This window comes from Pseudomonas urmiensis (assembly GCF_014268815.2).
Taxonomy (GTDB): domain Bacteria; phylum Pseudomonadota; class Gammaproteobacteria; order Pseudomonadales; family Pseudomonadaceae; genus Aquipseudomonas; species Aquipseudomonas urmiensis.
Window position 1 is genome coordinate 3,314,921 of the sequence record NZ_JABWRE020000001.1, and the last position, 23,371, is coordinate 3,338,291.

The 23,371-nt window shown below is 54.6% G+C and carries 12 protein-coding genes and 3 tRNA genes; 8 read left to right on the forward strand and 7 right to left on the reverse strand.

Going from position 1 to position 23,371, the window contains the following annotated elements:
- Nucleotides 1-136 precede the first annotated feature (136 nt).
- Nucleotides 137-760 carry a glutathione S-transferase gene (locus tag HU737_RS14965; protein WP_186556943.1) on the reverse strand — a complete coding sequence of 208 codons (624 nt, stop codon included), beginning with the start codon at nt 758-760 and terminating at the stop codon, nt 137-139.
- Nucleotides 761-989: 229 nt separating this feature from the next.
- Here HU737_RS14965 and HU737_RS14970 point away from each other — a divergent pair, with 229 nt between their 5' ends.
- Complete coding sequence (locus tag HU737_RS14970; RefSeq protein ID WP_186556951.1) at nt 990-3,437, forward strand: acyl-CoA dehydrogenase; 2,448 nt, start codon at nt 990-992, stop codon at nt 3,435-3,437.
- 83 nt (nt 3,438-3,520) lie between these two features.
- Here HU737_RS14970 and HU737_RS14975 read toward each other — a convergent pair whose 3' ends face one another.
- The gene (locus HU737_RS14975; protein ID WP_186556952.1) at nt 3,521-5,839 is read right to left on the reverse strand and encodes a hypothetical protein; all 2,319 of its coding nucleotides are present in this window, start codon (nt 5,837-5,839) and stop codon (nt 3,521-3,523) included.
- Nucleotide 5,840: 1 nt separating this feature from the next.
- Nucleotides 5,841-8,120, reverse strand: coding sequence for a hypothetical protein (locus HU737_RS14980; protein ID WP_186556953.1), 2,280 nt, complete (start codon nt 8,118-8,120; stop codon nt 5,841-5,843).
- A 210-nt stretch (nt 8,121-8,330) separates the two neighbouring features.
- Here HU737_RS14980 and HU737_RS14985 point away from each other — a divergent pair, with 210 nt between their 5' ends.
- Nucleotides 8,331-8,741: a PA2817 family protein gene (locus HU737_RS14985; RefSeq protein WP_186556954.1), complete on the forward strand. Its 411-nt coding sequence runs from the start codon at nt 8,331-8,333 to the stop codon at nt 8,739-8,741.
- Between the two features lie 50 nt (nt 8,742-8,791).
- Here the strand turns inward: HU737_RS14985 and HU737_RS14990 are convergent, their stop codons facing one another.
- A complete protein-coding gene (locus tag HU737_RS14990) occupies nt 8,792-12,949 on the reverse strand; it encodes a sugar-binding protein (protein WP_217838533.1) in 4,158 nt (1,385 codons plus the stop codon).
- Nucleotides 12,950-13,116: 167 nt separating this feature from the next.
- Here HU737_RS14990 and HU737_RS14995 point away from each other — a divergent pair, with 167 nt between their 5' ends.
- From HU737_RS14995 to HU737_RS15020, 6 genes are all read left to right on the forward strand, one after another.
- Nucleotides 13,117-14,580 (forward strand): hypothetical protein, encoded by a 1,464-nt coding sequence (locus tag HU737_RS14995; protein ID WP_186557772.1) that lies wholly within the window; start codon nt 13,117-13,119, stop codon nt 14,578-14,580.
- A gap of 30 nt (nt 14,581-14,610) precedes the next feature.
- On the forward strand, nt 14,611-15,735 hold the full coding sequence (locus HU737_RS15000) for a hypothetical protein (RefSeq protein WP_186557771.1): 1,125 nt from the start codon (nt 14,611-14,613) through the stop codon (nt 15,733-15,735).
- Nucleotides 15,732-16,109 (forward strand): hypothetical protein, encoded by a 378-nt coding sequence (locus HU737_RS15005; protein WP_186557770.1) that lies wholly within the window; start codon nt 15,732-15,734, stop codon nt 16,107-16,109. Before HU737_RS15000 ends, HU737_RS15005 begins: the two co-directional genes overlap by 4 nt.
- 207 nt (nt 16,110-16,316) lie before the next feature.
- Nucleotides 16,317-17,639, forward strand: a complete 1,323-nt coding sequence (locus tag HU737_RS15010; RefSeq protein ID WP_186557769.1) for a hypothetical protein — start codon at nt 16,317-16,319, stop codon at nt 17,637-17,639.
- 10 nt (nt 17,640-17,649) lie between these two features.
- On the forward strand, nt 17,650-17,931 hold the full coding sequence (locus HU737_RS15015) for a hypothetical protein (protein WP_186557768.1): 282 nt from the start codon (nt 17,650-17,652) through the stop codon (nt 17,929-17,931).
- 75 nt (nt 17,932-18,006) lie between these two features.
- Nucleotides 18,007-22,926 (forward strand): RHS repeat-associated core domain-containing protein, encoded by a 4,920-nt coding sequence (locus HU737_RS15020; protein WP_217838534.1) that lies wholly within the window; start codon nt 18,007-18,009, stop codon nt 22,924-22,926.
- A gap of 40 nt (nt 22,927-22,966) precedes the next feature.
- Here the strand turns inward: HU737_RS15020 and HU737_RS15025 are convergent.
- The 3 genes from HU737_RS15025 to HU737_RS15035 all read right to left on the reverse strand — a co-directional run bounded on the left by HU737_RS15025 (nt 22,967) and on the right by HU737_RS15035 (nt 23,283).
- Nucleotides 22,967-23,042, reverse strand: a tRNA-Gly gene (locus HU737_RS15025).
- Nucleotides 23,043-23,128: 86 nt separating this feature from the next.
- Nucleotides 23,129-23,204: transfer RNA gene (locus HU737_RS15030), tRNA-Gly, on the reverse strand.
- A 3-nt stretch (nt 23,205-23,207) separates the two neighbouring features.
- Nucleotides 23,208-23,283 (reverse strand) — tRNA-Glu (locus HU737_RS15035).
- Nucleotides 23,284-23,371 lie beyond the last annotated feature (88 nt).

Below are 23,371 nucleotides of genomic sequence, written 5' to 3' on the forward strand. Positions count from 1 at the left end.
ACGTACCATGCGAAGAGGTTCAGGACACGCCAGATCAGGTCACTGGCGCAGTGAGTGCGGCCATGGTGCAAGGCCTGGCCGCACAAGTACAGTCATGTGTATTGATAGTGACTATCGAAATAGTGCAGGTGTTCGATCAGGTCAGCGCAGTCATCACCGCCGCCTGGTACGCCGGGCGCTCTTGCAAACGCTGGTACCAGGCTAGTAGGTGGTGCATGTGCGGACGCTCGATGGGCATTTCGAACCAGGCGTAGACGAAGCTGCCCAGCGGAATGTCACCCATGCCGATCTGCTCACCGGAGAGGTAGGGTTGCCTGGCCAAGGTCTGGTCGGCAATCGACAGCAGCTCGGCGCAGGCCTTTTGCGCGGCATTGATCGCGACCCAGTCGCGCTGCTGCTCGGGGGTGCGGAGCAGGCCCCAGAACAGCGGGCGGAAAGGCGTGGCGAAGGATGAAGTGGTCCAGTCCATCCACTTATCGGCCAGGGCGCGCTGGCGCGGGTCGTCCAGATACCAGCCCTGCTCGCGGCCGTACTCGGCGCAGAGGTAGCGCACGATGGCGTTCGACTCCCACAGCACCAGGTCGCCATCTTCGAGCATCGGCACAAGGCCGTTGGGGTTGCGCGAGCGGTACTCGGGGTCGTTGACCACACCGAAGGCGCCGCCGGCGTCGATCGACTCAAAGTCCAGGCCCAGCTCGTGGGCGATCCACAACGCCTTGCGTACATTGCTCGAATTCTTGCGACCCCAGATCTTCAGCATGACAACGTCCTTATGAATGCGCGAATTCGGCAGTTTACTCCACAGCTTGATCGTCTGTACTGGCCTCAGCGCGGGACAAGCCAGCCCAGGCAATCCAGACACATACCCTGACAACCCCCGGCGAACTCCTGCCGCCACACCCTGTCACTGATCTGACAAGGCCGTTCGCCGGATGCCGTCTAAGCTCTGTGGGTTCGGCCCACGCCCAAGGTTCCAAGGAGGAAGGATTATGTTGCTGTTGTGGTTGGTAGTTCTGGTGATCGGCGCGGCGTATCTCACCCATCGGCGCCTGCCGCCCTTGCAGATACTTGGCATCATCGCCGCCTACACGCTGCTGATGGGCATTTTCAGCAGCGCCCCAGGCTGGCTGCTGACGCTGATCTGGCTGGTACTGGCCGCCAAGACCGCGCTGCTGGTGCTGCCCGACTGGCGCCGCAAGGTGTTCACCGGCCCGATCTTCAAATGGTTCCAGCGCACCTTGCCGCCGATGTCACAGACCGAGCGCGAGGCGATCGAGGCTGGCACCGTGTGGTGGGATGGCGAGCTGTTCAGCGGCCGTCCCGCCTGGAACACCCTGCTCGACTACCCTGCGCCCAAGCTCACCGACGAAGAACAAGCGTTCATCGACGGCCCCACCGAGCAACTGTGCGCCATGGTCAGCGACTGGCAGATCGGCCAGGACCTGGACCTGCCGGCAGAAGCCTGGCAGTTCATCAAAGAGCACGGTTTCTTTGCCCTGATCATCCCCAAGCAATACGGCGGCAAAGGCTTCTCGGCGTATGCCCACTCCCAAGTCGCGATGAAGCTGGCCACCCGCAGCGGCGACCTGGCCTCCACGGTCATGGTGCCCAACTCCCTGGGCCCGGCCGAGCTGCTCCTGCACTACGGCACCGATGAGCAGCGCGACCACTACCTGCCGCGCCTGGCCCGTGGCGATGAGATCCCCTGCTTCGCCCTCACCGGTCCGCTGGCCGGCTCCGACGCGGGTGCCATGCCCGACACCGGCATCATCTGCAAAGGCCAATGGCAAGGCGAAGAGGTGATCGGCCTGCGCCTGAACTGGGAGAAGCGCTACATCACCCTGGGCCCCATCGCCACCCTGCTGGGCCTGGCGTTCAAGGCCTACGACCCCGAGCACCTGCTGGGCGAACAAGAAGAGCTGGGCATCAGCCTGGCGTTGATCCCCACCGACACACCGGGCGTCGAGATCGGCAAACGGCACTTACCGCTGGGCGCGGCGTTCATGAACGGCCCCAACAGTGGCAAGGACGTGTTCGTGCCGCTGAGCTTCCTGATTGGCGGCCAGGAAATGCTCGGCAAAGGCTGGATGATGCTGATGAACTGCCTGTCGGTGGGCCGCTCGATCTCCCTGCCGGCAGTCGGCACGGGGGCGGCCAAGTACACAAGCCTGGTGACCGGCCAATACGCCAATATCCGCGAACAGTTCAACGTACCGCTGGCCGCTTTCGAAGGCATCCAGGAATCGCTCGCGCGCATCGGCGGCAACGCCTGGCTGATGGACAGCGCCCGCCTGTTGACTGCCAAGGCCGTGGACCTGGGCGAAAAACCTTCGGTACTGTCGGCGATCCTCAAGTACCACCTGACCGAACGCGGCCGCGAGTGCATCCAGCACGCGATGGACGTGCACGGCGGCAAGGGCATCATCATGGGCCCGAACAACTACCTGGGCCGCAACTGGCAAGGGGCGCCGATCTTCATCACGGTAGAAGGCGCCAACATCCTGTCGCGCAACCTGATGATCTTCGGCCAAGGGGCGATCCGCTGCCACCCGTTCGTGCTCAAGGAAATGGCCCTGGCCGGGCGCGAAGACCGCGATCAGGCACTCAAGGAGTTTGACGAGCTGCTGCTCAAGCACATCATGTTCGCCGCTGGTAACGCCGCCAGCACCCTGGTACTGGGCTTGGGCCTGGGCCACTTCGAACGGGTGCCGGGCGATGCTTTGAGTCAAGGTTACTTCCGCTCATTGAACCGCCAGGCTGCGGCTTTCGCCTTGTTGGCAGACCTGTCGATGATGCTGCTGGGCGGCGCCTTGAAACGTCGTGAACGCCTCAGCGCGCGCCTGGGGGATGTACTGAGTTACCTGTACTTGTCCTCGGCCGCGCTCAAGCGTTACCACGACCTGGGGTCGCCGGAGCACATGCAGCCGTTGTTGCGCTGGGCGATGGAAGAGAGCCTGGGTAAAGCAGAGCAGGCGCTGGATAAGCTGCTAGACAACTTCCCCAACCGGTTTATCGGCTGTGCGCTACGCGTGCTGGTGTTCCCGTTTGGACGTCGGCATACCGGGCCAAGTGATGAGTTGGATGCCGAGGTTGCACAGTTGATTGGGCGCAGCAAGGGGGATCCGGCGTTGGAGGAGCTGTTGGCAGGCTGCTTCCGGCCACAGGCCGAAGGTGATCCGGTGGCGGCATTGCAAAGGGCCTGTGACTTGCTGGACGAAACTGCGCCGCTTCGCAAGACCCTGCATCAGGCTACTCGAGAGGGAACAGTGCAGGCTCAAGCCGGGCGCTCGGTGATCGAGGCTGCAATCGAGGCTGGCGTGTTGCAGGAGACGCAAGGACAGCAGCTAAGCGATGCTGAATCCGCTCGACGTGCGGTCATTGATGTGGATGCCTTCGATAAAGACCAGTTATTACCAGGGACGGATAAGATACGCTGATCGCAGGGGGCCGCTTAGCGGCCCTCGTTTCGATCCAGCAGTTGCAATGATCACTTCAACCGGTCGCCATCACGCTTGCTCGACTAGGCGCCCTCTTCATCTTTTGCCTCCCATTTGAGGGTGGCCCGTGCTATTTGGGCTTTGCGTAATTCAGCAAAACTACTCAAGGGCAAAGGAAGGGTCAGGCTGCCCCCATAGGTTCTGGTAGACGTTTGTTTTTTCGCCAGGATGACGACAAAACGTGCGTCTCCCTGTGGCGTGTAGACTCCCCCTGAATCTATCTGGCCGGTTCCTTCCAGGGGCAGTATCCACTCCACTTCAGGTAGAGGACTTGGGCTCCCTGCCACCCTCGCTTCGATTTTCAACCCCGCTCCTGCCCATTGCTCATCCACGGACAAATGCAAATCGGGTTCCTTATGCGTTACCAAGACATACCCAGTTGCAGTACGCCCTGAAGTTTTACCCGTGACCTGTATTTGGTCGATTACATACCTCACATCATCAGGGGCTGGCGCCGCCTGGTAGTCAGCGATAGCGCTGTTAGTCCCCGAGCTTGAGATGGTTCCACTGCCCGCACCGTCCGTCAGCACCTGCCACTCCAGCTCTTCAGCGGCCATGCTGGGGTCTTCCAGCAGATCCGCACGCAACTGGAGCGAAGTACCGCTAAAACAGGTGGCGAACTTCGGATTGAAATCCAGCGAATGCCCTATCACCATGACCAGTGACTCGCTACGCTGCTCGGCATCGGCATCGGCATCGGCAAGTTTTGCAACGACCCGAACCATCAGGTTTTTACCCCCCAGCGCCGCCGCAGCTGGCGCCTGGTAATAACCTGTGGCTTCATTGATTGTACCCATCTCACCTGTAGTTCCCGGCAAGGGTTCGATGCTCCATTTCACGCCGTTGCTTGGCGGCTCAACGGTGAATGTAGTTTGAGCCGCAGCTGATAACTCTACGTTCTGCTCGACTATTCGGAACGAACTATCCGTAGACGTGAATCCGCCCATCAGCAACAGATTGTTCGTTCTGTTTCTGACGAGAGGCTGAATAAAACGCCCATCAGGCTGGCGCAGGCACGGTAGGATTTGCCTATCGATATGAGCGGTCAGGCGGGTGGATAGCGCGTTCAAAAACCCCCTTTGCACCGCATAATCCGCAAGGGCTTTAATGGCGTCTTCATGAGTAGATGGCGGGACGGACTGGTCATCTATGCTCGCAGCGGCTTGCTCTACCATGCTGTCCAGCCGCCCCGTCAACGCAGCCGTGGCGTCGGCTGCAAGTTCAAATGCGTAATCCAGTCGAGGCTCAACTGTAATCTTGCTACTCTGCCACTCTTCTGTTGCACCCACATGCCGGTATTTATATTCCACTGTACAGCTGGGCTGCCACGTTTGACTGATGCGCTCCTCAGCGAATGCTATCTTGAGTGCAGCCTTACCGCCGCTCCCCGGCACGACAATCTCATCGAACAACATCTCCAACCCCAAGCCCTCGCACCTTCCTGCCGGGATCGAAAGTTGCCCTTTCAGTGCCTCCATACTGCCCAGGCCTTTCTCTGGGGGGTCGCTCTGAACATAGTGATACTCTTCTCCTTGCAAGACGCCCAAAATGCTTTGCGCGTAGGCATCCCGATGCAAAAGTCGCCAAGAGAGAATGGCAGTGCTCGCATACCTGTCATCGGCAGTGTTCGCCAGCAATGAGGGGAAATCAAGGCCATCTTGTGGCACGCGCCCCTCTCCCCCGTGAGTAAAGTTGACGAAAAACAGCAACGCCGGTGTCAGCCCATCGCTCCCTTGCACCGCAGGCAAGGCCTGCGATACCTGGCGAAACGGGTTGTCTTGGCTGCTCATAACATCGGCAAGCGCTAGCACCTGCTGCGCAGGCTCCAAGGCATCGAGGCCAGCCTTGAGCATTTGGGGGCCCAGCGATTCAATATCCGCAGTGCTGTTCAACACCAGGGTATGGTCCTGACCCTGGCCAAGATCAAGCACCACTTGACCGTTCTCGGAGCGCACCGGCAAGTTCATCGTGGCCTGCAGCCGACTCACCGTATCATGCACCGCTATACTCATCACCTCACCCAGATAACTGGATTTCACATAGCTACCGCCCTCCAGGCTCAACCGGACATGGAGCATAGGCCGCTCATAGCCGTTCGCCTTAATATGTACATCCGTGAGGCGGACAATGTAGTTATCCAACTCATGCAGAGAGTCATCTTCTTGACGTAACGCTTGGCCACTGAGGAATGCGACAGTCTGCTCCGCCAATCGCTGCAACTCTTGCTGTTGCACGGTGTATTGAAGTAGCGAAAGCGGTTGGGAGGCGATCATGTCCCAGTTGAGCATTGACGGGTTTCTATCCATCCACGCCACCAGCGCTTCAGGGGGGGTCATGCTCATATCAATGTCCTCCCAGGGATGCAGCGGCAGCCTTATTTTCCAGAAGTTTGCTATAGGCTGTTTTGTATTGGGTGAGCGGCAAAGGCAGAAGGATAAACCCCTCTACCTCGACTCCCAGTTCCGGGTCAAGGCTCTTGCCAACAATCAGCGCGAAGTGTTCACTTGCCTTGGGGTCGACCGTGTACACGCCGGTTGGACCCTCAGGGTTTATCTGCCCAGGCCCAAACCGAAGTTGCCAGGTCGTAGGCGTTGATACCCCCGTAGGCGACATCGTCAGATGGATTGAATGCTCTGTATTACCCTCTTCAACCTCAGTGACGTAGAGCGGAGCAAAGTTGTTGCCAGACACCAGCCAGGTTTCTCGAGTCAGTTTGGTCTTGGGGTCATACACCAGCACTACATCAACATGAAAGGTATCAACTGTACCTGCGGTATACCGAACCTTGGCACCGCTGAGAGCGCTTAATTCGCCTTTCGCATTGTCTCCGTCCTTGAACGACCAGATTAATTTCGAGGCGTCTTCAGTAGTACCTGCCATCAGGTCGACACCGCTGCCCTCCGTGCCGAGATGGTACGCCAGGGGGGTTAAACTGAGCGCTTCACGCACTACCGTTAGCAACGCATAGCCGCTGACACCGGCAGCCGTTGTAGCCTTGACCCGAAGACGCATGAAATCACCACTGAATGCAGCATCTGCGGGTGCTGTATATCTGCCAGTTTTTGCATCGATGGTACCGATGTTCGGATCGTCTTGATGCAGCGGTTCTATCTCCCACTTGGCGATGGGCACGCCATTAGACACACTAAACGCATGGTTAGCGCCCGCCATGATGATCAGCTCTTCGACATCCAACCGGGGTAATTCAAGGTGCGAACTAAACCACCCTAGAAAAGCAATATTGGCGGTCGCGGGCGACTCGCCGACCAAAAAGTTATTACCAAAGCTCATTTTAATAAGGCGTTCCACTGCGGGGATCGAGAGTTGCGCCATCACGTCCTTAACTACTTCTGTGACACACATATTCGAGAAGACCACTAACAACCTTGCCCAGATGGGGATCCACCCTTTGTAATCAGACTCATCGAGATCTATTACCTCAAACTCAAACCCGAATTGTGGCAGCTCCCCAACCAGTCTACCTTCGACCCGCTTATGAAATCGAAACGGCCCCCACTTCGGGATTTCTCTTTTGAAAAAATGAACCTCTCCCTCAACCTCCCAGGTTACCCTAGCTCCTCCTTTTTCATCTGTGAACACGCTAAACTCACCGCCTGTGGCTACCCGCATCGAAAGATCATGGAAGTAAATCGCGAGAGGCGGGCCCTCTGCTTGCTCATATTCAGCCACTCCATCCTTGATAATAATTTCAGGGTTTTTCAGTTTGAACGACTGAATTATCCCGTCAGCGCCATACACCAGATCATAGGCTGTTACAGCGGGAGAATGACGGGCCATGCTTTCGACAAGCGAAACAAATAACGCATACATCGGATGGAACAGCACAGTACCCGTGTAGGCCTCGACACCTGAAGGGAGCAAGTATTTGAAGTCAGCATTATCGCCGGGCAATTCAGTTGATTCTTGCCCTGTTGAGCTAATGAATACCTCGACCGCCCCCTGCCCCTCTACCTCTTTATCTGCACGCGCTCGTAACCGGTAAGTCTGCGGCGCAAACCCATCCGGCAAGTCGAGGGCAATTTGCCCAAACTCGAACGTTTGTTGTTCAGCGTCCAACCCGAGAAACCAGTCCTCAAAACTCTTCCCGTGCAACTTTTGAACGGAGGCATCCTCGCCAAATACCAGCTGGAAATTTGTACTTTTACTTAAATCAACCAGCAGCCTCCTTTCATCACCCACCTTTATAACGGTGTCATCTAACTTAAGGTCCATCGTTAACAGCGGCGCGTGCAGGGGCTTTATCCACTCCACGCGATGTACCAACCAGCGTTCCGCGCGCCGCGTCAAGCCGACATCCCCCCCGCCCAGCAATGCCATGCTCAGCCGGGCAATACTGCCCTCCGAATCCTCCGGTTTGATGAAGGTCAGCCGTGGCTTGTCGAGAAGCGCGCCATGCAGCAGATAAATGGCGTCGTCATCGTCTGACTGTTCTGGATCACTAGAGAACGGGTCAAAGTATGTATTTTCCGCAAAGCGCCTGACATATTCTTGAGCGAAGACGTGGTTAACCGTTGACTGATCAAGGCTCACCACTACATCCCAAGCTGGTGCCCGCACACCGCCTGCCAGCCATTCGATCAACTGCTGTTTATTGAGCGCCATGGTAATCCCTCACTGTATTTAGGCTGGGTGCCTACTGCCTTGTTTTACGCATTATTCTCGGCGGGCACTACTGGCAGATTTACCAGTTGCGTCGTCAAGCACTTATTCCTTAGCTCGCAGCGCCTCATCAAAAATATTCCTGGCGGCGTGAAGCGATCACTGCGAGCGGCGTATACTGCACGCTATTATTCAATACCCAAGGACATCGCCATGGCCACTGCCCAACTTGACTATCACCTGCATCTACTACAGCACCTGCGTACCATATTGGCCGCACTGGGCGAGGCCGAGCAGGTGCCCGAGGAGAGTCACGCTCTGTTCCTTGAGCGCTTCGATGAACTGCTGACGTTGCTCCCCAAAGACCCGCTGGAAAGCCAATACCTGGGTCAGGACCTTATCTGCCAGGTCATTCAACGCTACCCGCAAATCGCCCATTTGGTGCCACGCGATCTGCTGTGGTTCTTTGGCGGCGACTGCCTGCACTTCATGCCGGATGAAGAGCTCGATCTTTACCAAACATTGGAAGAGCGTCGATACCAAGCCGAACAAAATGGCGAGGCGTTCGACTGGCATCAGCAAAAGCGGCTGCTGGCTCAGCCTGACGAAGGTAGCCAGCACTGACCAATGCTCAGCAGCCCGTCTACTCAGCGGGCTGCATCTCCCTGCTCGGGTTAAAGGCCATTCTCGTCCTGCAGCTCGCCGAGAATCAGCCCCTCTGTTCCATAAAAGGTAATCGAGTTACCGGCCTGCTCAAGGCTTGCGACCCTGCCCCCCTGATAGAGACGATTTTGTGTGCCTACCCCATCCCGGCTCATACCCGTGAGAATGTCCTTGCCATCGTAATGATATTCCGCCAACACGATGTCACCTTCGGCGGATGGCCGGCTAACCTTGATCAAGCGGTTGACACGATCATATTCAAGCAGATGCCCTTGCTCGTCGCAGGTCATATTGCCATTAGCGTCGTAGGTCAATTCAATTTCGTGCAGGGCTGGAAGATCCCAGAGCAACCACAGATCAAGAGGCTTGATAAGCTTCAGTGCCTTGACCAGCAAACGTGCGCCGGCAAGATCAAGGGCTTTTAAGCCGCCATGGTGACTAACAACGTCCAAGCCCTTCAGCTGGGCAGGGTCGTCATCAGAGAATGAATAAAATATTATTTGCTCCCCCCCTTCCTGATATTCCGTCATACATAGATCGATATTATCAAGTTCATCGTAGGTGAAGACTTGGCTTTTGATCGCGGCGCCTGAGGGGTCTACAGGCAGCTCGGAGCCTGTGCACTCGTAGCTGGTCAGACGCTGCCTGTCGTCATAACCATAGGTTTCCAGCCGTATGATCTCTTGTGTCTTTGTATTTCGAAGCGTGCGCGAGGTCAACGCATCGACATCGTTATAGCAGTGTTCAAGACATTGGCCATCGCCACTGCCGGGTACGAACGTACGCGTGCACTCACGATCAAACTGATCATAGGTCAACTTAGTTTCCAAGGACTGCGGCGGGTTGCCTGTAGTGAAAGAGCACAACCGACCAAAGCTGTCGTAACTTAATTCACTACTCACTTGGTCGCCCAAGCCAGTCCCTGTTAATTGACCACTATTTTCGTCGTAATCGTACGTCTGCTCCAGCCCCTGGGCACCCGTGTAGGACGTTATGCGCCCACGTTGACTGTGGCCATAATTCACTTCATAGGTCACGCCTGCTAGCTCACGCTTCTCCCATTTGACAGCGCCGTTGAGATAATGGGTACGCTCGAAAGTCTGATCCATAACGGAACATTCACGCAAACGAGCATTTTTTTCATGATAAGTAAAAGTGGTTTCCTGAACAACTTCTTCCTCGTCATGCGCCGTGACGTCGATGAATTGTCTTGCTTTAGGCTCTTCATTCAATCGGAATTCATATTGATAGCGGATAATCTGTCCACCCGGCGTAACCACCTCGCAGGGCTTACGCTCACTTCCTTTATACGTGTAGGTCTGCTTGCGCTTACCTGTCGTGGTACTTTTTTCACGGTCCAGGCCGTCGTACTCCTTCTGCCCCAGCTCTTTACCCGCAACACTGATGGAGGTTGGCAAGTCTGCGTTGCTGTGCTTGGCAAATGTGCGCACCACTTTTGCACCGTCGGCTAACGTCTGTTCGAGCTGCCGACCGAATACGTCATAGCTGTACTTATTGACTCTCTCGCCCAATAAGCCAACCGCTTCGCTTAGGGTACGGCCTAAGCCATCGTATGTATTTTGCTGCAGGCTAATTCGAGTTTCCTGATAGTTGTCTCCCTCCCCCGACCATTGCAAACGCTCTGTGCGCGCAGGCTGGTTGAAGAGGTTCAACCAGGTTTTGTTAATACCACTACTCTCGCCGTCTGTGCTTTCCCGCCAACGTTTGACGATACGTTGTTTGGGGGCGTCTGCCGGTTGCCCAGGGTAGCTTTCGCCAACAGGATCGTCTTCTTCTATCACCTTGATCCCATCGGGTCCGGTGACTGCGCGTTGTTGGCCCCAATCATCGTAGTCATAGCTGCGAATCAGCGTTAGATCATCCGATGTTTGCGCGCTGCGCCAATCAGTCTCAGTTTCGCTTTGCAGCCTTCCAAACGCATCGTATGTGGCCAGGTATAGCGCACGGAGTAGCTCCTCCTCACCCTCCTGCCGCGGCGTGGCATTGTCGAGGTCATTACGCTGTTCTTTGACCGGCCTGTTCAGTCCGTCAAGGAGGGTGTGTGTCAAAACACAATTCACATCGGTGCGTTTCTGGCTGGCTCGATCATTATCGTTTGCACAGAGCCAATACGTGTAGCTACGGTCAGCCATATAGGGGGATTGAGGGGCGACGATTTCCTGGATGACCCGGCGCAGCACATCATATCGGTAGTTAATCCTCACGCCATTGTCATCTTCGCTAAGTAATAATTCTCCAGTGAGCAGCGAGTGTTCGCTGGTCGTTGTTTTTTTGATGATGTTCGTGGGGCTGTTGTCGTGTCCGGTGACCGTCTGGGTGGTCACCAGCACTGTTTCGTTATTGTCATGAGTGGCAAACGTTGGCGCCCGAGTGGCGTAGGTGTAACTGGTCTTGGTTGGCAGGCCGTTCATGGTGAGCGTGTGCTCCTCCAAACGGCCATAGGTGAGAGGCTGCTCGAGGCTCTCGAAATACTTGTACTGGTTGCTCTGCAGGGGCTGGATCACTGCCCCTCCCTCATTGATCTGATCCAGCGTCTCTACGTCTACGACATGCCAAGCGGTGGTGCTCGCATTGTCTTCATACGCCGGCAGCGTGCGGTAGCGATAACCCTGGGACAGGATCGGTGCATCGAGCGTTTGCCCAGGCTTGGCCGGTGTCACGGTCTTGCTCTTGAGGTGGCGTACGAAACCACTTGGGTCTGCCGGGCACTTGTCGATCTCTCCGGCGGCGGGGTACCAGAGGCTGGTTTCGACCACGCCGCTGGGGTGCTCTACGGTGTGCAGGTTGCCGTCATCGTGATAGGTACGCTTGAGCACCTCCGTTCGGGCAGTGTCGGTTTTAGCTTTGCGCCAGGTGGTAGTGGTGGTCAGCGGCAGCTGGCAATAGGCAGGCTGGTCCTTGAAAGGTTTGCCTTCCGTATAGGCATAGCTGGTCTCCACGGTCTGGATGTGCAGGTCATCCGCAGGCCCTTGGCTGGTGATCTCACGGGTCAGCAGGTGGAACTTGTTGAAGTGCCGTTCGATGCTGCGCAGGCTTGTTTTGCCATCGGCGCTCAGCAACGTTTCTACCGAGCCATAGCGATAAGGGTTGGGATGCTTGTAGAGGATATCCAACCCCGGCGTGGGTTCGCCGAGCGCGAGGTTGGCCCCCAGGAAGTTATTGTCAGCCTGGTAGCCGTCTTCTTCGGTGTTCACTGTGTACGCGTAGCTGACGATTTGATTGCAACTGGCGCCGGCCTTGGGCACCTCGTCGGCGTTACCAGGCCGAACCTCATGCTTGGAAACCCTGGGCAGGGTGCCGGGAAGGTTGTTACTGCGCTTATGCCCTACCGGATCATAGGTGATGAGCTCCCAAGCACCGGTAGGGGTACGCACCTCTGCAAGACAGTTGTAGGTATGGCTGACGGTATACATGAAGCGCCACTTGGCCTGATTACCATCGACCGTCGGTAATTGCAGTTCAATCACCCGGCCTTGCGTATCCAATTGCATGACGAAGCGTACCTGGGTGGCGGCAGCGCCCTGCGGATTGAGGGTGATCTCCACTTGGCGCTTGCTTTCATCACGCTTGATTTCGAGCAGCGGGGCATAGACGCCTTCGACGTCACTGCCCTCGATGCTGGCCAGCCGGTCGTAGGTCTGGCCATCAGACTCGAAGGACGCATAGGTGAACTTCAGCGGCAGGGTTTGCCGAGTCCAGACCTCGACAGGCAGCGCGACAGGCCGGCTGGCAGCGCGGATTTGGAGTTTTTCGAGCAGCCCGGAGCGGTGCTCGACGAGGTAGTGGGTCGATCCGCCATCGGCTACTTCATCCAGGTGAAAGCTGTCGAGCTTCTTCTCTTCCATCAGCATTTGCGCGCCGTTACGGCTGGTGACCAAGAAGCTTTCGCCGGTATGTAGAGCCGCCACCTGGGTATCGGGAGTGAATTGCGACAGCTGCAGGTTCCAGCCCTTGCCGTAGCCTGTGTCTTGCTGATTGAGCGGGTTGAAGAACAGCGCCAGGGGCAGGCTTGGGCCGAGCAGGGCGTTGGCTTCGACCTGCGGCAAGTTGAGCGACACCGTGTACTGGCCTGTACGCGGGTCGACGCCGCTTTGCAGGAAACTCATGAAGTTGAAGGCGTTGGAATGCAGGGCGGTCGTGGCGGTCATGGTCAGTTGGCCTCGTGAGGTTCGGGCTATGAACAGCTACCCCACACGCTAGCAACGACCCGTACGATCCACACCTAGCATTTTTGCCAGTTTCATAGCGTGAACCCGTGCTGTAAAAAATGGGTAAACGATTACCGCACTACTGCGCAAATAATGAGGACATGACAATGAAATCCACTGATCCGCTCGCTGCCTCCCCGGATCTCGAGCGCATTGGCATAACCGATAATGAATTAGCGCGGGTGCATATTTACCCATCACATGAATCCATCGTTGCTATAGATCAGCTGAATCAACAGCCTGTACCCGTATTTATCTTACCGCATTCAAGCATGGGACTCGGCGACATCGTTAAGCTCACCTTCCAGGGTTTCCGGGGTGACAATCCGCCCACAATAAGACGTTGGTCGATCACGATAGAAACAACAGACACACTCATCGAATTTAGAGTACCCGACAGCGAGTTTTCAGTCTGGAAAGGTAACTACATCAAGGTAAATTATACCGTTTTGGCAAAGGACTCAGACGAGATTAAATTCACCTCCTCTGAACAACGCTTCGATATTGTAAAAACATACGAGTCAGACAACCTCCTCGAGCCACCGACTATCCCCGACACTGAAGATGGATTTCTGAATCCAGCATTGATTGGCGCCGAGGGAGCGACAGTAACGCTTCGCTACGATGATGTTGAGGAACATGATGAAGGGGTGCTATTGATTCAGGCATTCAACGGTTCGGACTCAGTCGTTGCCAATACCCAACAATGGCGCAGGGCCAACACCGATGATGTAAACAACAAGCGGTTAAACTTCACCATCGAGAAGGCTTGGTTTGAGCAGCTACTTGACCACCAACTTAAACTCAGCGCCCAGATTGCAACCACGTCATTCGCCCGCAGCTCCAAGCCAGGCGAACTCACTGTGAAAAAATCTCGAATCCTTCCCGCTCCCAGCCTGGCGGGTGCTGTCAACGGTGAAGTCGCCGCGATTGTCATACGCCAGGCGGCTGTCCTGCAGATCCCCAAAGATGCCGAAATACAGGATGCGACCGTACTGGGTTGCGTAAGTACCGAGCAAGGCACATTACTCGCCAGCGTGGTGATGAAACCTCCGACCGATAAGCAAGACAACGTAATTGCGTTTCCGGAAGCCCTATTCTCTTCCCACATTGGGGAATCGCTGAACTGGTACTACGAAGTATGCGATGGAATCACATACGAACGCTCCCTGCTACGAAACATTAAGCTCAACAACCTTCCATTGAGTTCAATGCCAGCGATTCAGTGTGTCGAAACCTATGGAGAGGACACATTGGCGCTTAAAAACCTGATGCCTGCCTTGAGCGGTGCCAGCCTTAAACTCAACCGTTGGCCATTCATGAAGCAGGGGCAGATCGTTAATATCAAGGTTTCATTAAAATATGAAAAAGAGAGAAAGGATTACGCATTCGAACAACATCTCGTTAGCGCCGACGATGTCAAACAAGGCGCTGTAGTCAAGCTACTGCCACGCGAAGAACTCCTTAAAGTACAACACGGTAGCCATATGGTGATCACGGCCCAAGTCGCGTTTAGAAACGGCGGCCCTGCTCAGCCTTTCAAATCGGTGACCTTGCAACTGATTGATTGACTCCAGGCCGCTTCGGCAGAGGATTCGCCCATGGAAAATGTATCACCTACCCCCCTGCACAATACATCAGCCGAGGCACACCTCCTCACGGATGCGCAAACCCTAAATTGCGAAATCACACTTGACGGTTTCCCTTCGGCAAATGCATCTGAGCGCCGCGGCAGCATGTATGCCAACGGTGCGCAACAATTGGCTATACGCGTGAAACTCTGGCGAGCGGGCGGTGTGGTTTCACCTGAAGAATGGGACTCGCTCACCCTGCTTCACAGCGATAAAGAAACTAAAGTCGATGTTTTACCGATCCAAGAACCACCGCTTCTAGAGGTCTCTGGCAAGTGGGCCTGCACGCCGATCAGAAGCGCTGTCTACGAACAGGCGCATGACGCATCCCCCCTGGTCAATGCAGAGGAATATTCAAACGCATGGACATATAGAGTTTTGTACCTTCACAGCACAGTTGCCGAGACCACTGGCGCAACAGATTTTTATGTGTGCGTGACCGATGTCGATGGAAAGAAACATATCATGACTAATCAGTCAATCACTATATCGATTACACGCCGCCCAAGCCCACCAGAAATCACAATCACTTCAAAAAATATAGCCGGATTTGATTACACCCTTAGGAATGACGAAGTCGGATACACCGAAACATACAAGTACGATTACAACCTCACGACCACAGAGTATTTTATAGTGCATGTGCCGGGAGGATTCACAACCTGCAATGTCAAAGAGCATCACGACAGCAGCTTAATAAAGCGTGGTTCCATTGTACGCTTCGAGCGGGATGATGCTGGTGAACGGCTATGCACAGTCACCGGCTTGATCAGACACAAAAACCAAGAACACATAACTTTCGATGAACGGCTTTACGGCTCCGATCTAAGTCCAGCTTTTGGAGATCGTCTATCAAAGCTCCCCGTTCACGGGCCACTCGATGACCATACCATCGTCATTTCGGTTCACCGCTTCGATGATATCTTTGCACATTTGATTGAAAAAGAAGCTCGCGAAACCCTGTTCAGCAGCATGGGTGAAGGCTTGACTATGATTTTCCGCAATCAGCAAGGAAACGAAATTGAACAAACCATTTCATTTGTTGCGAAAGGCCAAAATTACCATAGAAACGTCATCAGCGAGAGCATGCCATGAGAATTTTACTGTCGAACGACCCCGAGTTTGTCTCATCCGCTTGGTACCTCGACATCCAGCAAGGCGCTCAATATATTAATCTTCCTACTCATCCGGACGGTTCCGGCGCCGTTTCCGCCAAGTATTTCAGACTTGAGAATATACCTTCATCATGGGAGATCGAAATAGGGTTGGGTAACAGCCTCGATCCTGGGCATTTTTTCACCCGGATTGCACTGAGGACTACTAATTTCAACACAACCACTGGCGTTATCGAATATTTGTCAGCCCTAGTACACCCTGATGGTGTAATTGCACAAGGGGTGTTAAAAGACACTGGCATTTACGATGAGATGTCCGACAATGACATCTTCACCAAAATGAACATTCGATAGTATTTACCCCCCCTAACCCACCCAGCACAAAGTGCTTTTGAGCACCCTAAAACCCCACATACCTCCAAGACACATACCTCCAAGACAACGAAAGACAACGAAAGACAACGAAAGACAACGAAAGACAACGAGAGACAACGAAAGACGAATAGAACTTCCAGCGGTACCGTTCATTCTGCGTCCACCTCAACTCAGTAGGAGTAGTAAATGAATCCAAGCTTTGGACAGCAAGCCAACTACAGCGGGGGCGTTTTCATCTTACCAGACGTGGTTTCCAGCCTTTCACTCAAGGATAAGGTTCACTTCTTGGCAGACCCGGAATTTATTCCAAAGGCGACGCGAGATTGGACCTGTGACTCAGGCACGATCACTGCTGGCGGCCTCTATGAATCGAATAAAGCGTCTGGCAGCTCGAAGGTTTCTTGTCACCTTCGGCACAACAATGTAACTTACCTGCCTGGCCAGGTGACTTTAAATCATCATGACTTCCAGCTCGATCAACAAGGAGCCGTACAATCCGGAACAATTGAACTTCCAGATTTTGCGCCCCCCCTCCCCCTCAGAGCCGATATGTTTGGTAATGGCGCTCAACAACTGGCCATGAAGGTTCAGATCAAAATGGATGGAGAGGAAAAAGTCACTGAAGATGAGTGGAAAACATTCTCTTTATTTGACTACTATAGTCATCAGGCCATCCCTTCTCTCGAGTACACAACGCCACATCCCATATTAGAATCACTCAGTACAGACTGGGCGCTGGCCACTGAGCGAAATCCAGATTTTAATCCAGCGAGCGCCCAACTAAGAACGAGTAAAAACTACAAAAAAACCTCCGACGACTCACGCACTTTTTACTTGCACAGTCTCGCACCGCCAGCTTCGCGAAAAAAATTATACGCCGGCTTACAAGACAGGCATGGCTGGTGGCACTTCTTCACCGAACAAACCAATACATTTGAAGTTGCCGTATTACCATTCAATACGCCTCAACTAACAATGTCCACGGAGCCAGTTTTACGATTTGGCTTTGACAACGACAGTGTCCCCTATGATTACGAGATGAATTTCGACACATACGAATACTACCAAGTCTCGGTAAAGGGCGGCTTCAAGTTCTGCACCGTCAAAGGCGAGGACGAACCAACGGAAAAGGAACCACGCAAATCCATTGTTCGATTTGAACGCGACATACCAGCCGATTCTGTTTGCAGTGTAACAGGAATTATACTCACAAAAGACCAACCCAACGTCATTTTCGACAGCGAGCTACTAAGAATTCCGGTATTTTCTTCACTGAGTGATTTGAAAGTCGCACGTAAACCTGACAATGATTCCGTCATTATTTCTGTGCATCGCTTATCCAACCTCGAAATAAACAAACTAAGCGAGGCACAGCGCGAATTGCTTTTTGAGGGCTACGCCAAAAACCTCCTGCTTGAGTTTTACGACGAGGACGGCAACCGTATCACAAAAGTATTTGGCTTCATCCCGAAAAACCAAAGCCGCCACCGTGACACATTAATATTTTAGAGGCTCACACATGCGAATCTATCAAGCTAAATCCTTGCCTGACCCGACCTCACGTCTAACGACCCCTTATTTTGATAACGGAACTGCTTGGGTCTACGATGATAGTTATTATATTAAAATCATGGACTTGCGCGCGACGGAAAAATTTACCATTCGTGAATGGGACAACCACACCGACATCTACACCTTCAAAAGTCTCCTGCACCTCACCACCACCGGCTGGCTGAGGTGGGGCGATCTAAGAAGACCCCCCCCTGGTTTAGTCGCCCCAGGCCTCATCAAAATGAAGTAGCCTCTTCAACGTTATATTTATATACAGTGAATTAATACATTGCCTAGCTCACTACACTAAGCGACGGGTAAAACTATGACCGCCACGACCGCCCTCCACTCCAACGCCTTCAACTTCATGAGTTTCCTGCAAAGCGGCGTCGACCCGCGTACAGGCCAGTACACGGTGTCGCTCAACTTGCCGCAGGTCGAAGCCAACGCCCTGCTCGGCCCAAGCCTGCCCCTGGCGCTGTTCTTCAACCCGCTCAATCAGCAAGACACAGGCTACGGCAAGGGCTGGAACCTGCAGCTGTCGCAATTCACTCCCGATACCCAGGTGGCGGCTCTACATACCGGCGAAAGCTTCTTGGTCACCAGCCGTAACGGCGCGCAAATGCTGATGGAAGAGAAGAAGCTCGACAGCTTTCACCTGGATGAAGTAGCCGATGGCGGATCGACCCACTACCTCGTCGAGCACCGCTCCGGGCTGCTCGAAAAACTCCAAATCCGCGCTGCCAGCCGGCCTGTCGCGCTGCCTGTCGAGGTCTGGACTCGGCAAACCCTGCCGCTGAAGTTCACCTATGCGTCCTTCGAGTCTGATGGCCAGACCTACGACCGGCTGGCCAGCATCGAGGGCAGTGACGTCGAAGGCGTCTATGCCCCGCTGCTCGAAATCAAGCGTGATGAAAGCAAGCGCCAAGTGGAGATCACCCTCAATCCGCAGGGCGCTGCCGCCACCCAGGTACGCTTCGTCATGCAATTGGATACGCAAGGCCGGGTGATTGAACTGCAATTACCGACGGTCGATGGTAATCAGGCCAAGTGGCGCTTCATGTATACCGTCAGCCATACCTACAACTGTCTTGCAGAGGTGCGTACCCCTACCGGTGCTTGGGAGCTCATCACCTATGATCCGGTAGGGCATAAGCGCAGTAACAACCTTCCCGGCACCCTGCCCAGGGTTTCCAAGCATGAGGTTCGGCCTGGTAACGCCGACGAGGTGCCCAAGGCCGGCGCCAGTTGCAATCAAATCGTCAGCTACGCGTACACAGTGAACACCGAAGAAGACGGCTACCAGGCTGACAATAACTTCCTGGGGGCCAACCTCGCGCTCGGCGAACCCACGCCGGGGTTGGATATCCTCTACAAGCATCCCAACCCTTATCGCTATGGCTCGGTAGAAACGTTGCTGAGCGCCGATGGCAAAACAAGCCTGCGCAGCATCGAACGGCACTTCAACAAGTTCCACCTGCTGACCCGTGAGATCACCAGCCAAGGGCCTGCGGATGACCTGCACATCCAGACCGTGGAGACCAGCTATGCCTATACGGAAGGCAAACCTTTCAAGGACCAGCCTGCCTATTGCCAGCTGCCGCTGACCACCACTACCACCTGGCGCAAAGCTAAAACCGACACTGCCCGAACGGAGGTGCTCAAGCGTACCTATCACGATGACGGCAACCTGCACACCGTAGAGCACCCCAGCGGCGTGGTCGAAACCAGCCTCTGGTACCCCGCCGCCGGAGAGATCGACAAGTGCCCGGCAGACCCAAGTGGTTTCGTACGCCACCTCAAGAGCAAGACCGTGACACCGGCCAAGCCTGGGCAAACGCTCGATGCACCGATCCTGTCCCAGGGTTATCGCTACCGCACGCTGCCGGCGTATGAAGGCAATGCGAGCACCACCGCTTGGCATGTCGTAGAGGTAGAGACGCTGGATCAGATCAATGAGGGAGGGGCAGTGATCCAGCCCCTGCAGAGCACCCAGTACAAGTATTTCGAGCGCATCGAGCAGCCTCTCACCTATGGCCGTTTGGAGGAGCACACGCTCACCATGAACGACCTGCCAACCAAGACCAGTTACACCTACGCCACTCGGGCGCCAACGTTTGCCACTCATGACAATAACGAAACAGTGCTGGTGACCACCCAGACGGTCACCGGACACGACAACAGCGCCACGAACATCATCAAAAAAACCACGACCAGCGAACACTCGCTGCTCACTGGAGAATTATTACTTAGCGAAGATGAGGAAGGTGTACAAGTCAGCTATCAATACGACCTTTTGCGTCGCATCAGCACAGAAGCAGTAGCGCCAGGCACTGATCACGCGGCAACACGCCACTACCACTACGCGCTGTGCGCCAATGATAACGACAGAGCACAACAGACGTTTATTACTGCGCACGGCATAACCACGGTGACCCATCTGGACGGGCTGGGGCATCCGGTGAAAGAACACCGTGATCATATCGATGAGGCTGACCTGAAGAGATCATTCGTTATCCAGGCCATCGAATACGACAATTTCGGCAGAGTCACAAAGACACTTAAATACGATTTCGATGGGGCCAAGTCACTCCCAACGCTCCGGCATCGTTACGCCTATGATCACTGGAGCCAACAGAACTGGGTCGAACAACCAGACGGTGTCCAAGAGCACACGCTTAACGACATGGTCGGCGCCAATGCCGCCCAAACCCGCACAGTGGAAACATGGCGCCAGTCGGCGGGCGAAGCGCCCCAGATCAGCAGCAGGCGTAAAACCTGGTTCAACGTATTTGGCAAACCGGATAAAATTGAAAGACTCAACCGTCACGGTGTGAGCGCAGGTACCCAGCGCTATGAATACAATGGGCTGGGGCAGTGCGTAAAGGAAACAGATGAACACCGCAATAGCACACGTTTCACTTACGACCCTTGGGAGCGTGTCACTCAGATCCAATTGCCGGACAACGCCAAGGTCAAACGTGCCTACGCGATGCACAGCAGCGAGGATCTGCCCACCAAAGTCCAAATCACCTACGCCGGCCCTGCGGGGCAAACCGATCCGCTCATTGAGTTGGGCAGCAAAACATATGATGGAGTTGACCGTGTTACGCAAATTACGACAGGTACACGCACGCAGAAACTTGATTATGATGAAGGCAAGCGCCTGCCCAAGCAACGTATTACCGCCGCTGAAAGAATACTGAAGTTCGACTACCTGCCCACGCTTACTGACCTCCCCCTCAACACCACGCTGATGGGCGAAGCCAAAGCAGAATTTCAGAGTGAGTTTACTTTCGATAACGTCCGCGCGAATCTGCTGAGCGCCACTAACCAACACGGCGTAAGACGCTTTGGTTACGACTGGAACAACCGACAGAAGAGCGAGACCTGGGAAGAAAATGGCAAGGCCGTTTTCAATCGCGAGAAACGCCACTCCCTTAGAGGACTCGTGCTCAGTGAAGCAGCAACCGACTTTGCCCCCACACGCTGGCACTATGACGATAAAGGGCGAGTCATCCGCATCGAGCAGACGCCGCTCAGCGTAGAGATCGGTTACGACTCGCTGGGGCGCCCAAACTCGGTCGAGCTAAAAAAGACCGCGAAGGCCGGGCCACTCAACAAGACCACCATCGAGTATGACGAGCACGACCGCGAAGTTCTTCGCACGCTAACGTTGGACAACCAAGCCATACGAACGGTGACTCAAACCTGGGGTCTTGACGATTTGCTTCGACGACGAGAACTCAAGGAGGGTAGTTCATTACTACTCGGTGAATCGTTTGGTTACGACACCCACAAACGCTTATCGACGCATGAGTACAGAGGCACCCTTCTGCCGAAAGACGCTCTGGGGCGGAACATCATAAAGCAAAGTTTTATCTTTGATGCTTTCGATAATATTGTTTGTTATCGCAGTGATTTCGACAACGGCGAAGATGAGCTCACCGAGCACCTTGCAAACGTGAGCAACCCTACCCAACTGCAGTCAATTATCCATCATCCCGCCCGTAAAAACCCTATGCCCCCATTACGCTACACCCCGGACGGCCACTTAGAGCAAGATGAACAAGGACGACTGCTGGCATACGACGCACTTGGGCACCTGCTGCAAGTCACCAACGGGAGCACCGATCAGCAACCACACAGCACTTACCGGTATGATGCACTCGGGCAACTGCTGTACACCAAACGTGGCGCCGATGGCGATGAAACGCGTTTGATATTCGAAGAAAATCGCCTGCGTTTCGCTATTCGTGGCGCCCATAAAATACAGTGGCTGCATGCCCTGGACATACCCCTGGCTCAGCAAGGTCCAGCAAGCTCGGAATCCCCCCTGTTACTGCACTGCAATGCCAATGGCAGCATCATCACTGAAGCTGCGGATGCTACTCGGCAGGATGCCAGCTACTCGTCCTATGGAGCGCTTTCGTCAGATGCTGAGCAGTGGTCAAGCCTGTTGGGCTTCAACGGAGAACTCATCGACCCTGCCACCGGCTGGTATCTGCTGGGCAGCGGCTATCGTACCTACAATCCGACCCTCATGCGCTTCCATAGCCCCGACTCGCTCAGCCCTTTCGGCAAGGGTGGCATCAATGACTACGGTTACGCCCAAGGAAACCCCATAGCCTTCCGCGATCCGACGGGGCACTTCGCCCAAGGTATCGCTTTAACCAGGGCATATGAGAGGACCGCATACAGCGCTGGCGCACGAGGTATCGAACTGACCTCTGCTTATGAGACTGAGAGTGAGCGTTACTATCGCTACCGCCGATATGAATATGAAGCCGCTGTGAAACGTGCGGAAGAAGAAATGCAAAAGGCGAAGAAGGGTATTCTTGCGAAAATAATTGGCGTGGGTATCGCATCCATCATTTTGTCAGTAGCCAGCCTCGGTGTCGGTATTTATTTTACCGGCCTGCTGTCTGCCATGACGCTGATGAACGTAGTATCCACCAGCTTGACCATCGCTAGCACTGTAGTCAGCGCTGTGGGTTTTGCAAAGAATGACGAGGGAATGATGCAAGCTGCAGACATTCTAGATTACGTATCAATGGGTACTGCAGCCCTGGATTTGTCATTAACGCTCGCAACAGCTAAAGCAACTAAAGCCGCCATGATGGCTCAGAAAACTTTTAAAGCGTCCTCGCCCGCCCTTTCTAGCAGCACCCGCCCCAAAAGCAACGCCATGCCAACTCAAGGGAGCAGCGATGTTCATGCGTTTAGGCACTATACAATTGCATAAATAAAAAAACGCCACTTCAACCGAAGTGGCGTTTTTAATTTGGAGCGGGAAACGAGACTCGAACTCGCGACCCCGACCTTGGCAAGGTCGTGCTCTACCAACTGAGCTATTCCCGCAATGTGAAGCTTTACCGCTAATCGGCGTGAAGCACCTTGACGACCTTCACCACCACTGCACCGTGCGAACGCCACAGTATTTAAACTGGAGCGGGAAACGAGACTCGAACTCGCGACCCCGACCTTGGCAAGGTCGTGCTCTACCAACTGAGCTATTCCCGCAAATGGCGTCCCCTAGGGGACTCGAACCCCTGTTACCGCCGTGAAAGGGCGGTGTCCTAGGCCACTAGACGAAGGGGACACACAACACTTTTCAGTGCGCCAGATACTGAACCTCACGATTCGACCTGGACTTTCTTTTCCTGCCCCGCCCTTAAGCAGTGCCGGAG

Bases quoted from the DNA above. Each gene is read 5' to 3' on its own strand.
- HU737_RS14965 (WP_186556943.1), bottom strand. From the start codon at position 760: ATGCTGAAGATCTGGGGTCGCAAGAATTCGAGCAATGTACGCAAGGCG.
- HU737_RS14970 (WP_186556951.1), top strand. From the start codon at position 990: ATGTTGCTGTTGTGGTTGGTAGTTCTGGTGATCGGCGCGGCGTATCTC.
- HU737_RS14975 (WP_186556952.1), bottom strand. From the start codon at position 5,839: ATGAGCATGACCCCCCCTGAAGCGCTGGTGGCGTGGATGGATAGAAAC.
- HU737_RS14980 (WP_186556953.1), bottom strand. From the start codon at position 8,120: ATGGCGCTCAATAAACAGCAGTTGATCGAATGGCTGGCAGGCGGTGTG.
- HU737_RS14985 (WP_186556954.1), top strand. From the start codon at position 8,331: ATGGCCACTGCCCAACTTGACTATCACCTGCATCTACTACAGCACCTG.
- HU737_RS14990 (WP_217838533.1), bottom strand. From the start codon at position 12,949: ATGACCGCCACGACCGCCCTGCATTCCAACGCCTTCAACTTCATGAGT.
- HU737_RS14995 (WP_186557772.1), top strand. From the start codon at position 13,117: ATGAAATCCACTGATCCGCTCGCTGCCTCCCCGGATCTCGAGCGCATT.
- HU737_RS15000 (WP_186557771.1), top strand. From the start codon at position 14,611: ATGGAAAATGTATCACCTACCCCCCTGCACAATACATCAGCCGAGGCA.
- HU737_RS15005 (WP_186557770.1), top strand. From the start codon at position 15,732: ATGAGAATTTTACTGTCGAACGACCCCGAGTTTGTCTCATCCGCTTGG.
- HU737_RS15010 (WP_186557769.1), top strand. From the start codon at position 16,317: ATGAATCCAAGCTTTGGACAGCAAGCCAACTACAGCGGGGGCGTTTTC.
- HU737_RS15015 (WP_186557768.1), top strand. From the start codon at position 17,650: ATGCGAATCTATCAAGCTAAATCCTTGCCTGACCCGACCTCACGTCTA.
- HU737_RS15020 (WP_217838534.1), top strand. From the start codon at position 18,007: ATGACCGCCACGACCGCCCTCCACTCCAACGCCTTCAACTTCATGAGT.